Below are 13,043 nucleotides of genomic sequence, written 5' to 3'. Positions count from 1 at the left end.
TCCATCTGAATACCATACTTAAGAAAGCTAAAATTTAATTATACCGATAACGGTAGCTGAATCACAAATTCAGTTCCTTCCCCAAGTTGGGAATTCACTGCGATCGCTCCGCCATGTTTTTCTACAATAATTTGTCGAGCGATCGCAAGTCCTAATCCTGTGCCTTTTCCGACAGCTTTTGTCGTAAATAAATGGTCAAACATTTTTTGTTCGACTTCTTCCTCGATACCCTTCCCATTATCAGCGATTGTAATTTTAACTAAATTATTTTCGACTGTAGTGGTAATTGTAATGCAGTTTGGATTTGCTTTAATTTCGTCAAAACTTCGATCGATATTCGATTCCTCCAAGGCATCAATAGCATTTGCTAGTAGATTCATAAACACTTGATTTAGTTGTCCAGGGAAACACTCAATTTGAGGTAAAGTGGCGTATTCAGTTATCACTTCAATTGCTGGACGTTGCTCGTTAGCCTTGAGACGATGTTTCAAAATTAAAATCGTGCTGTCGATGCCTTGGTGAATATTAAATGGTACTTTATAATCTTTATCGGCACGCGAGAAAGTTCGTAAACTGGTGCTGATATTTTTCAGGCGATCGCACGCCATCGACATGGCATCAATCATCTTAGGCAAGTCTTCTAAGCTATAATCCAAGTCGATTTCTTGGGCATGGTCTTTGATTTCATCACTCCCATTAGGCAAGGTTTCTTGATAGAGTTTTAAGTGTTCAATTACATCTGTAAAAGTAGGTTTAGCAAGTTTTAGACTAGCAGCAATAAAACCAAGGGGATTATTCATTTCGTGAGCGACACCAGCAACTAAATTCCCTAGCGCTGACATTTTTTCACTTTGCACCATTTGCAATTGGGCGTTTTGCAGATCGGTTAACGCTTGTTCTAAATCTTGTGATTTTTGCTGCAAGGCAAGTTCAGCAAGTTTGCGTTCGGCTTCAAGCCGCGCCCTTTCGCTAATATCTCGCATGACAACTACTGCACCGAGTTTGTTACCCGAAGCATCAAAGATTGCTTGTCCACTAGCTAATAAAATTCTCCTAGAGCCATGCTTCGGCGCAATTACCATTTCGGCATTTTCGACGATTTCTCCTTGCAAGGCGCGAAATAAAGGAATTTCCGTGGTTGATAGAGGTGTTTGACCATCAGGTTGATAGAGTGAGAAGTGTTCTGCCCATTGTTCTGCTGGTAATGATTCTACTGGTACACCATGAAATTCACGAGTTGCTTTGTTAAATAGAGTCAATTTGCCACTAGCATCGCAAACAACAATGCCATCAGTAATATTGTGAATGATGGCATTCAAAAACTCTCGTTCTTTAGCTAGAGATGCTTCGGCGTGTTTGCGATCGCTAATATCAATTACTACCCCATCCCATACAATTGCACCATCGGCTTGTCGCTCTGGCCGAGCCGCAGATTGAATCCATTTCACGGTTCCTGAAGGCAGGATAATCCGCCATTCTTGCTCAAAGGGTGTGAGATTTTGGGCAGAGTAAGCGAGCGCTTGGGCAATAGCCGGACGATCGTCAGGATGATTCATGGCGTAAACGCTATGCGTCCCTGCCATTACCAACTCTGGCTCTAACTCATATAAGTCGAGACAGCCAGAACTAACGTAGGGTGTTGAAGTTGAACCATCCACCTCCAGACGGAATTGGTACACCATCCCAGGAATATTATTTGCCAAATTTTGGAAGCGGATTTCACTAGCTTGCAATTTTGCTAGAGATTGTGCCAACTGTTGAGCATAGTTTTGATAATTTTGGTAAATTCGGGCATTTTCCAAAGAAATTGCGGCTTGGGCACAAAGTAAGTTCAGCAGTTCGACGCGATCGCTTGTAAAGGCTCCGGTTGCTAAATTATTTTCCAGGTACAATATGCCCAACAACTTACCCTGATGCAAAATCGGGCTGCACAAGATACTCTTGGGTTGCTGTTGCTGAATATACGGGTCGTTAATTAATTGCGGATGCACTGTGGCATCAGTAATTACTGCTGGTTGTAAGTTGCGTTTGACGTTATTAATTAAGCGAACTGGTACATCAACTGAGTCTTCAACAGGCTGTGGGTTGAATAACATCGAGTAGAAATCAACTTTGGCAGCTTGGTTCTGTAGACTGCTCAGGGAAAGTTGTGCTAAAGCCTGAACTAGCAACCGCTCTGACTCCAAAAGCATAAATACACATTTATCGGCTCCAGCATTTTCAATGACGATATGCAGCAAAGCTGAAAGCAGTTTTTCAAGTTCGATTTCCCTAGAAAGAGTTTGGGAAGCTTTGAGAATGGTAGCTAAATCTAAAGCAACAGAGACGTTGCTACTATTGGAAGTGGCGGAACTGGTGGAGGTAACACTCTCCAAGATGAAGATAGTTTCGTTAGTTGAGAAGGGAGAACGGGTTTGCTCTAAGATGGGGGCGAGGAGTTGGGGATAGCGTCGTTCCAAGTCGGCGACTTTGGCTTTAGCGCCCCAACGAGCATAGCCATAGTAGGCTTGGGTCATGTATTCTTGGGCAATGCGCTGTTTACCCCAGTCGAGGTAGAACTTAGCGGTCAGTTCATTGGCCAGGGCTTCTTCTTGGGTATAACCGTGTTCTTTAGCTAGAGTTATGGCGCGATCGTACAAATCTATTGCCTCTGATTTCTGCCCTAAAACTCGGTATAGGTCGGCTTCAACTAAATAAAATTTGTGCAGGTAATTTTCTGGAGCACGATCAGCCCACTTTTTCATTTTTTCCTGATTTTTAGCCACCCGTTGCAGAATGTGTTGCTGTTGTGCCTCACAAACCTGAGAATAGATTGCCAGATGGGCTAGAGAATCATAGGTGTAGCAGAGCGGAACGATGAATAAGCCTGTAGCACCACCTATATAATTTTCAGCAGCGATCGCTGCTGACACCGCCAACTCAAACTTGCCAAACATGTAACACAGACCAAGTTGGTTGGCATAGAGATAATACAACGCAGTTTGATCGCCCGATCGCTGGAGAACTGGCACAATTTCCTCTCGATTAAAGGCATTTCCAGTCAGCTGCCAAGGTTCAGCAGAATCGCCCAGCATATTCAAAATTGGTTGCTGAAAAACGGTCAGATGGCTGGTAAGACCTTCTTGGTTGAGCTGCCCAAGCTGATCTCGGAAGGCAACGCTCTCTCGGTTGAGATCGCTTAATTCTTTGCCCAGAAACCAACAGTATGAGATGTAAATGAATCCGCAAATAGCAGCTGATTCTAAATCTCCCGTTTCCAATCCAACTTCGTAGCCTTCCCGGAGAAACGCTAAGGAGTTCTTGAGCGGCTCTTTCCAATGCCACACGCAACAGTAAATTCCGACATAGACTCTGGACTTTAGTTCTTTGGCATTGAAATGTTCCAGCAACAAGTGTGCTAGTTGTGCAAACTCATAGCCAGAGTCAATCTCTCCTGTCATCCCACAAAGTATCATTCCATAGTAGCCATAGCCAATTGCCGAAAATGAACTATTGCCATATTGAACGGATAAATTGACCTGTTCGAGAACAATAAATGGTAAGAGCGCTGGAGTGACAACAAAAGCAGCAGAAGTGACAGTGGCAAGAATCCGTACAACTGCTAATTTGTTAGGATCTGTCATTTGGGGTAAATTGATTAAATCCAGTGGTTGCCTTCCAGCCAAGATGGATTTAGTCGTCTCGAATGCTTTGGCAATATCTGATTGACTGGGTTGCTTTGGAAGGCTGTTTCCTAAACGCTCCACACTCTTGAGGGCAATCTCTACTGCTTCTATAAATTGATGTTGGGCTTGAGCTGCTTGAATTTGAACTTCATAGACCTTAATCGTATCCAACAAGTTTCTAGAGTGTTCTGTAATGATTGCCGCCAATTGTGTCATCCGCTCAAAGTTGCCGCTCAGGTAAGCGGCTTCAGTGGCAGCTTCGTAGAGGGCTAAGGTTAACTCATACTGCGTTTGCCACATATTTTCAGCTAACAAGGCGATGCCCATAGTGGAATACTCAAATGCGGCTGTATAGGCAGTTGCGGCTCTGGCTTTTTGTCCAGCTTTCAGATTGAGTTGGGCGAGTTCTATTTGCTTAGATAAATCGACAATTAGGGATTTGCCGATATTAAGTTGGTTAACGATTTCAAATAATTTTTCGTCTTGTTTGGCAACAGGCGTATGAGTCAGTAATAGTTGCCCAATTTTTAGGTGAGCTATCTGTTTTTGTTCGCCTGGAATCAGGAAATAAGCAGCTTGCTGGACGCGATCGTGCAAGAATTTGTAAACCGTCATTTGTCCTTCGTCATTTGTCATTTGCAAATGACCGATCGCCAATGAGGAATCCTGATAAAACTTGTAAATTTCATTGGTAGGAATGATAAATCCTTCTTGCAATGCTTTCCACAAGTCTGAAGCGGTTTCTGCTTGCGACTTTTCATAAACGATCGCTAACGTCGCCAAATCGAACTGATTGCCGATACAGGCTGCCAGTTTCAGAACATCTTGAGTGATGTTGGGCAATTTTTGAAGTTGTTGTGCCATAAATTCCACCACATCATCAGTCAGAGCAAGCGATCGCACTTGTGCTATATCACACTGCCAAAAACCTGTCTCCCAATTAAAGGTAATCAGCCCATCCTCATGTAGCGCTTTCAAAAACTGAGTTGTGAAAAAGGGATTGCCTTTGGCTTTTCGATCGACTAACTCTGTTAACGGTAATGCCTGTGCCGTCGTACAACTGAGAGAGTCGGCGATTAAATGGTTGACATCTGCTTGACTCAAGGGAGCTAGGCTCAAGGTTTTGATGCCAGAAGAAGTTTTTTCAATTTCATCTAGCGTCAACATCAGTGGATGAGCCGCAAATACCTCGTTGTTGCGGTATGCGCCAATAATAAATAGATGGCTGCAATCGCTCTGAGACATTAACAGCTTCAGCAAATTCAGTGATGCCGAATCTGCCCACTGCAAGTCATCCAGAAATATTACCAACGGATGCTCTCTGGTCGCGAACACCTGAATGAACTTTTGGAACAGCAGATTGAAACGGTGTTGTGCCGCACCGCCTGATAGTTCAGCGATCGCAGGCTGTTTGCCGAGCAACTGCTCCAGTTCAGGAATCACCTCAATCAAGATTTGCCCATTCTCTCCAACTGCCGCTAAAATCTTACTTTGCCATTGCTCCAGTTGAGTATCGCTTTCCCTAAGCAACTGTCCCATCAAATCGCGAAAGGCTTGTACAAAAGCAGACAGAGGAATGTTGCGGTTGAACTGGTCGTATTTGCCTTTGATGAAGTAGCCGTTCCAGCGCACAATCGGTTTATGCACTTCATTGACGACTGCGGTTTTGCCAATACCAGAGAAACCTGCCACTAGCATCAGTTGAGAGCCACCATTGGCAACATCACCAAATGCTTCTAGTAACGTTTGTACCTCCGATTCCCGTCCGTAGAGTTTTTCGGGTATGAGAAAGCGATCGCTAATATCTCGCTGTCCTAAATCAAACCAGGTGTGTTTGCCTGTTTCTCGCCACTGTTCTAAGCAGGTAACAAGGTCATGTTTAAGTCCTAGCGCACTTTGATAGCGGTCTTCGGCGTTCTTCGCCATCAGTTTGCGGACAATTTCGCCCAGCATCAAGGGCAATTTGGGGTTGAAATCGCACAGGCTAGGTGGAAGTTTCGCAATGTGATAATGCACCAACTCCATCGGTTCATAGGACTCAAAGGGCAATTTTCCACTCAGTAATTCAAAGAAAGTCACACCTAAAGAATAGAAGTCACTGCGGTAGTCAATGCCTCTGTTCATCCGTCCGGTTTGCTCTGGCGACAGATAGGCTAGCGTTCCCTCTAGTCCATTGAGGCTCTGAAGTTCCTGGGTTTCTCGTGGTAAGAGTGAGGCAATACTAAAGTCAATCAGCTTGATTTGGTTCGTGTCAGGGTGAATCAAGATGTTGGCTGGCTTGATGTCTTTGTGAATGACGCGCTGTTGATGTAACTGGTGTAAGATTTCTAGTAGTTGCAGAGCAATGGGTAAGAATTGCTCTAATGTCAGTGTTTTTCCTTGAGTAAATTGCCGCAGGGAAACACCACCAAAGTCTTCCATGACTAGGGCATAGCCATTATGATGGGCTTCCAGGCAGTAGGGTTTGATAATGCCGGGAATATCTAGGTTTTTAGCGATCGCATATTGGTTGCGAAACTGGACTAATTCGGTAAAAGTTGGGTATTCTCGTTTTAAGAGCTTGATGACAACTGGTAGGCGATGCCTGCGGCGGGCTGCGCCTACGCATTCTCGAATTGCCCGATACACTTGAGTACGAGAACCTGAATAAAGTTGCTCGATGATTTGGTAGCCAGCAATCCTTAAAGTTCCATCAACTTTTGCGCTCATAAATTTTTACGAAAATCTCTTTATACTAGTGTTATAATTCCCACTACTATAAATTGAGTAACAACCATTAGAAAAGTTACATTGGGTATCGGGCACTGAAGCCAAAGAGTAGGAATGCAAACACCTTTATATAAATGTGGCGAACGCATTTTGATGATTTCCCAAAGTAGTATCAGAACTCCGTCAAAGAGTTTTTGACCTGACAAAGAAAGGCATGAGGCAACATTAAAAAAGTATTAAGAAACTTCCAAATAAAAATATCTCAAAACTGACGCAAAAATTCTTTCTATTTCTTCTCTTTTTGTGTTCTCTGCGCTTGGAGTGGTAGAAAAGCGGCTTCGCCTTTGGCGTTTTCGTAGAGTAGCCGCTTTTCTACGAACGCGAACAGCGTGTCGCAGACAGACGCTTTGCGTAGCTTGCTTCTTTGTAGGAGTATGCGTCTACGTTTATTTGGATAATTTATTTCTTGGAAATCTCTAATTTAGTTGGTGAGTGGCAGTATCTAACGCGCGCGATCGCATTTTTCAGTAACTATGTGCTACTCCCATAAATCATATTGAATGCGCTATTTTAGTCTGGTTTAAGCTCAAAGATTTAGCTTATAAAACTGGTCAAACAATTTATAAAATTATTTATCTTTGCAATTAAAAGTCAAGACGTTATCATGTTTATCGCCTAGTTGTTTGGCGCGCAGCACAACATAGCCGCGCCATTGCTTGTGACACTTGCGTAAGTCCTGTTAAAAATCAAATAGATTTCCTAATTTTTACTATTTGAATTTAGATTTAATTTGGTGGTAATTCTAAACTCATTTCACCCAACAATCCCTTACGAAAATCTGTTAAAAGTTGCCTTGCTGCTCGCTCTACATCACCTTTGTAACGATGCTCTGCCAAGGCGTGTAAATAGGTATCTCCGGTGTCTGATGTTGAATCGAGTTGATAACGAGACTGTAATGGTTTTTTTGGTAATAAATCTCCTGCTACAGCTTCTAAATAGTTGAGTAAATCCACTAAGGCTGCTGCTACTAGCTGGTTATCGTAAGATGCTTCACCGATATCATCACAAATAGCTAATTTCAAGGCTGCGTCTTGGTCTTCTAATCTCAAAGGGATGACACCAGGAGCATCAAGCAATTCTAAATGTTCGGAAATTCGCACCCAGCGTAGTTGGCGAGTTACGCCAGGACGAGCTGCACTTTCCACAACTCGCTTTCCCAACAGGCGGTTAATTAAAGCTGATTTACCAACATTGGGAAAACCAATCACCACAGCTCGCACTGGACGGGGTAACATACCGCGATCGCTTCTTCTTTGATTAAGTTCTACCCCAGCAGCTTGCGCTGCCCGCGCTACTTCTGCTATACCTTTACCATGTTGAGCGTTGGTAAAATAAGGGACTTCTCCTTGACGTTTAAACCAATCGATCCATAGCGATCGCATTTGTGGTGTAATCATATCTACTCGGTTAAGTATCAACACCCGTTTTTTACCTTCTACCCACTCACCTATTTGGGGATGGTGAGTTGCTAAGGGAATCCGAGCATCTCGTACCTCAAACACCACATCTACACGCTTCAACTGTTCTTTGAGCTTCTTTTCAGCTTTCGCAATGTGACCTGGATACCATTGAATCAGGTTTAATCTATAGTTTTGAGTTATAGCCATTTTTTTATTTGTCCTTTGTTATTTGTCCTTTGTCATTAGTCATTTGTCCTTTGCAAATGACTAATGACTCCCTGTAGCCGCTTGATGTAAAATCAGACGATTGCCATCAGGGTCATAGGCATAAATTTCTCTGCCGTGAGAAGCAATGGAAATGTCTCCTGGTGGAGGATAGCCCAAAGCAGTTAGGTGAGCGATCGCATCTTCTAAGTTACTTACTTCTAAACACAAACTTATCTTACTTTTGGCAATCGCTTCAAATTCCGACTCATTTGTGTTCTTTGGTTTAAAAATACCTAATCGCATACTAATTAAATTAAACTCAGCATAGACATTTGGAATCAAAATAACTGGCTTTTGCTCCAGAAATCTAGTATAGAAATTCACTAACTCCTCACAATGAACCGATGCTATAGTAACAAATGCATTAGTGTACTGGAAAACCATATAATCAGTCTATCTATGCAAAAATCTGCTGTAAATTTAAAACAAAACCAGGGAGAACATCTTCACCCGATAAACTTGTGGGAGATTGTAAAACTTCTGGTGCAAGATTTGGGCGATAAATTATGACTTGTTTCTCTTTAGGATTAATCAACCAACCGAGTTGTAAACCATTTGCTAAATATTCTGTCATTTTGGTTTTAGTATCTTCTACATCATCAGTTTCAGAGACTAATTCCACTGCAAAATCAGGACACAAAGGAATAAATTTCTTTCTTTGTTCTGGGGTAAGAGCTTCCCATCTTTGTATCCTTATCCAAGAAGCATCAGGCGAACGAGTTGCCCCATTTGGCAGTTTAAACCCAGTAGAAGAATCAAAAGCTTTTCCGAGCTTATTTTGATTGCTCCAAAACCATATCTGACCTAATAAATCAAAATTACGGTTTCCCGTTTCTCCCCCAGTAGGTGACATGATAATTAATTCCCCTTCAGCAGTTAACTCTAGTCGTAATTCTTTATTCACAGCGACAATTTGTGCAAATTCCTCATCAGTAAATTGCAGATTAGCAGGTAATTGTAAGGTTAAAGCAGTCATAATTAATTGCGCTCCACAAAAATCCTAGTTGCATCAAACCCATGTGCTACTAGTAGAGAAGATTAGCCTCTACCTCTACTTTAAGAATTCCTCCAACAAATGCCCTGTTGTTTAATTTTTTAAAACAATTTTGGGGTAGGTAATAGGGGTGAGAGACTAATGGCACTAAGAAAAGATACAGCCCTTGCTCTGACTGGTTAAGAGCCTCTAGGTAGGAAACCCATTCTGGAAGGGCTGCCGCCTCCAGTAGTTTGACAAGAGGCAGAGCCTCTTTTAAAAGATTCCCAGCCTCCAGGCTAGGAACAAGACGATACAAGCCTTTGGGTTTTTGTTAGTGCCATTCGGGTGAGAGACTGAATGAGAAAACAAAACCTGTAGTGTAGCGTTATATCAATCACCACATACGTACACTAATTTTTGTATTCCAGACTATCCATTCCGATTCTGTCTCATAGGATAAATTAGGTTTATCCTATGAGAGAAAATAAGCTCTCGATTTTGTGGTTAGTCTGTAAAGGTAACGAGCGCGGAGGGATTTGAACCCCCGACCCACAGAACCGGAATCTGTTGCTCTATCCACTGAGCCACGCGCCCTTAATCTTCTATATTATAGCACGTCTGTGATAAAATTCGCAGCTTTAAAGATAATTAGCTGGGTCTACGGGTGTACCATTGCGACGAACTTCAAAGTGGAGGTGGGGGCCAGTTGAGAAACCTGTGGAACCAACAGCTGCGATCGCTTGTCCGCGTTCAACTGCTTGTCCCTCAGAAACATATAACTCGCTGGTATGCCCGTAGAGTGTAGTCATACCATTGCCGTGGTCGATAATTACCGCTCTGCCATAACCACCATACCAGCCAGCAAAAATTACTGTTCCCGAATCGGCTGCCCGAATTTTACTACCATAGCTGGCGGCAAAATCTAACCCGGCATGAAAGCGACGATAGCCAAGAATTGGGTGTACCCGCCAACCGAAGGGACTGCTAGTAGAAGCATCGCTGGGATATGCCATTACACCAGTTCCTCGAATGATGATACCTGTTCGGCTGTTGGTTTTTTCTTGGGCTTCTGCTACCTTTTGTTGAATCAAAACTTCCAGATTTTTGGATTCTCTTTCTAGCTGATTTTGTGCAGCTTCTAAGGCGAGGCGATCGCTATTCAGGCGTTGAATCAATTCTGATTGTGATTGCGCCTGGGTTTGATAATCGGCTTTTTGTGCCAACAGTTGCTCGCGAATTAAACCAATTTCGTTTTTTTGCTGTTCTACTTCCGTTTTTTGTTTATCGATCGAGTTTGCTTGGGTGTTGAGTTTTACCAAAATTTTCTGATCTGCTTGAAACACTAACTTCAACTGATGACGACGGCTGAAAAAGTCGCTGATATTTTCACTTTCGAGCAAAACTGCCCATCCCGCAAAAGCAGGCGATCGCTGGAGATAACGCAATCGTGCTACTGTTGCAATTTGCCGCTCCTGATATGAACGTTCTGCCACATCTAAATCAGCTTCTAACTGCTGGAGGCGTTGGCTAGCAAGTTGTAATCGTGATTCGCTCTCTAGAAGATAGCTATCTGTCGTTTGCAGATTTTGCTTTAAACCAGTCAGGTGTTTTTGGGCCTCTTGTTGGAGATTTATTAAGCGATCGCGCTCTCCAACTACACCCTGACGCTGCTGGTTCATTTGTTGCTGCTGTTGTCGCAGAGTATCAATAGACTCTGTAGATGTTGCGTCGGCTGGAATTAATGCTAAACATATCCACAAAATACAGCAAAATGCAATAGATAAACAGCAATAAATCTGCTTTTTTTCTAGAAATCGCCCTCTCATAGTGCGAACCTAACTAAAACGATGCTTTCAAACACTATGAGGATTATTCCCAAAATCTGATTCACTCACTCCAACGCATTATTAAATTGGCCTGCCAAGTTGTAACACAAGGATTCTAAGTATGTCAGCATTGAGCAGGTTTATTAGCGGCTGAGATGTATGAACGCACGCATAGCAATTCTTTTAATTACCTTAGTTTTTCCAGGTTTGGCGGTGGTGGGAGTATCGTTGTATTGGTTTAATCTCGATTATGCAGCACTGATCAAAGCTGAAAACTATGTGGAAAACGTGGTAGAGGTCGGAGGAATAGTAAATGATAGACAGTTAGAGTATGCCTATCATCGCACCTACATTCATCGCATTAACGTATTTGCCGATGGTACCTGGGGATTGCTAGGAGGTGTAATTACAGCGCTTGGCATACATGGATTAGTCACTATTAAAAAATAGATAGAGGTGGGGAGATGGGGAAATGGTGGGACAAGGGGGATAATCAATGCCCACTTGCCCTGAGCGAAGCCGAAGGGATGCCCAATGCCCATTAATTAAGATTAGCTTTCCAGTTTGCCAAATCAGTTAAAGAGCGATCGCGGTAACGTCCATAACGCTCTGGTTTACTTTTGATTTTCATTCCTAAATCGGGGAAAATTCCAAAGTTTGGCGGCATTGGTTGGAAATGCTTCGGCGAAGCGGAACTAATAAATTCTAATAATGCACCGATCATTGTTGTTGGTGGTAAAACCAAAGCTTCTTTACCCAAGGCTAATCGCGCGGCATTAATTCCCGCCAAGCAACCACCCGCAGCCGCAGCAGTATAACCTTCAGTACCAATCAATTGTCCAGCCGCTAACAATGTCGGACGCTCTTTAAATTGCAAGGTAGGATGCATTAATTGGGGAGCATTAATAAAAGTGTTGCGGTGCATCACTCCCAGCCTGACAAACTCTGCTTTTTCTAAACTGGGAATTAATTGAAAGATTCGCTTTTGCTCGCCCCAACGCAGATTAGTTTGAAATCCTACCATATTCCACAGTTGACCGGCTTTATCTTCTTGTCGTAACTGCACTACAGCATAAGGACGTTCCCCTGTGCGAGTATCTGACAATCCCACTGGCTTTAGGGGGCCGTAACGCATGGTATCTTCCCCGCGCTGGGCTAGTTCTTCTATGGGCAAACAAGCTTCAAAAAATTTCGCCGTTTCTCGTTCAAAGCCCTTGAGTTCTGTTTGTTCGGCTTTACAGAGTTCTTCCCGAAAGTGCAAGTACTGCTCTTTATTCATTGGGCAGTTGAGATAAGCAGCTTCACCTTTGTCATAACGCGATGCCATAAAAGCAATGTCACGATTAATCGAATCTCCGACGATAATCGGACTGGCTGCATCAAAAAAGCTGAGGTATTCCATCCCCGTAAAGCGTTGCAAATCTTCTGCTAAATCGGGACTAGTTAAAGGCCCGGTTGCTAAAACCACAATCCCTTCAGGAATTGCAGACACTTCACCCCGACGGAATTCAACTAAAGGATGACTCGCTAAAGTTTTAGTTAAATCTTGGCCAAATTCTCCCCTGTCTACGGCTAGCGCCCCACCAGCCGGCACGGCGTGTTCATCAGCTTTTGAGATGATAATCGAACCGAGTTGGCGTAACTCTTCATGCAATAATCCCGCCGCGCGATCGCTTGCCATTGCCCCAAAGGAATTACTACACACTAATTCTGCTAAATGTTCTGTATGATGAGCCGGACTAAATCGCTTTGGACGCATTTCATGCAGAATTACTGGCACTCCAGCTTGCGCTATTTGCCAAGCTGCTTCTGTCCCAGCTAGTCCACCTCCAATTACTTCTATCGGTTGTGTTTCCATAGTTAAATTTTAATTCCTATATTATAAGTATCCATCAGCATTACAGAAGTAAAATTAAATCAAAAGTGATGTTAAACCACAACAAGTGCAAATAAAGTATTGGGCCAATTGTAACGTTGAGACTACACTCTCAAGGTTTTTTACAATCGTTTTTGCCATAATATGAAAAGCCACCGACAGCGTTGGGCTAAACATTTGTTAACTGGTACACTGCCAAGAAGTGCGATCGCGTCCTCAGCCCTTGCCTTATTACATTAATCCAAAAATTAGCAAAATTAGTTA

7 protein-coding genes and 1 tRNA gene are annotated in these 13,043 nt (G+C 43.0%); 1 reads left to right on the top strand and 7 read right to left on the bottom strand.

Annotation, left to right across the window (positions count from 1 at the left end; all coding sequences use genetic code 11):
* Window positions 1–38 precede the first annotated feature (38 nt).
* The 6 genes from RM049_RS12415 to RM049_RS12390 form a co-directional block, all read right to left on the bottom strand.
* On the bottom strand, window positions 39–6,374 hold the full coding sequence (locus RM049_RS12415) for an AAA family ATPase (protein WP_322704372.1): 6,336 nt from the start codon (window positions 6,372–6,374) through the stop codon (window positions 39–41).
* Between the two features lie 785 nt (window positions 6,375–7,159).
* Complete coding sequence (ylqF, locus tag RM049_RS12410) at window positions 7,160–8,041, bottom strand: ribosome biogenesis GTPase YlqF (RefSeq protein ID WP_194042602.1); 882 nt, start codon at window positions 8,039–8,041, stop codon at window positions 7,160–7,162.
* Between the two features lie 60 nt (window positions 8,042–8,101).
* The gene (locus RM049_RS12405) at window positions 8,102–8,485 is read right to left on the bottom strand and encodes a VOC family protein (RefSeq protein WP_322704371.1); all 384 of its coding nucleotides are present in this window, start codon (window positions 8,483–8,485) and stop codon (window positions 8,102–8,104) included.
* A 13-nt stretch (window positions 8,486–8,498) separates the two neighbouring features.
* Window positions 8,499–9,077, bottom strand: coding sequence for a Uma2 family endonuclease (locus tag RM049_RS12400; RefSeq protein WP_322704370.1), 579 nt, complete (start codon window positions 9,075–9,077; stop codon window positions 8,499–8,501).
* 521 nt (window positions 9,078–9,598) lie between these two features.
* Window positions 9,599–9,671: transfer RNA gene (locus tag RM049_RS12395), tRNA-Arg, on the bottom strand.
* A gap of 44 nt (window positions 9,672–9,715) precedes the next feature.
* A complete protein-coding gene (locus RM049_RS12390; protein WP_322704369.1) occupies window positions 9,716–10,903 on the bottom strand; it encodes a murein hydrolase activator EnvC family protein in 1,188 nt (395 codons plus the stop codon).
* 159 nt (window positions 10,904–11,062) lie between these two features.
* Between RM049_RS12390 and RM049_RS12385 the strand changes: the two genes are divergently transcribed.
* A complete protein-coding gene (locus tag RM049_RS12385; protein WP_322675103.1) occupies window positions 11,063–11,353 on the top strand; it encodes a hypothetical protein in 291 nt (96 codons plus the stop codon).
* A gap of 91 nt (window positions 11,354–11,444) precedes the next feature.
* Here RM049_RS12385 and trmFO read toward each other — a convergent pair whose 3' ends face one another.
* Window positions 11,445–12,761, bottom strand: coding sequence for an FADH(2)-oxidizing methylenetetrahydrofolate--tRNA-(uracil(54)-C(5))-methyltransferase TrmFO (gene trmFO / locus RM049_RS12380; protein WP_322704368.1), 1,317 nt, complete (start codon window positions 12,759–12,761; stop codon window positions 11,445–11,447).
* Between the last annotated feature and the right edge of the window lie 282 nt (window positions 12,762–13,043).

This window comes from Nostoc sp. DedQUE04, from assembly GCF_034530995.1.
Classification (GTDB): domain Bacteria; phylum Cyanobacteriota; class Cyanobacteriia; order Cyanobacteriales; family Nostocaceae; genus Nostoc.
The sequence above is the reverse complement of the archived record's forward strand: the minus strand, read 5'-3'. Positions and strand labels throughout refer to the sequence as shown.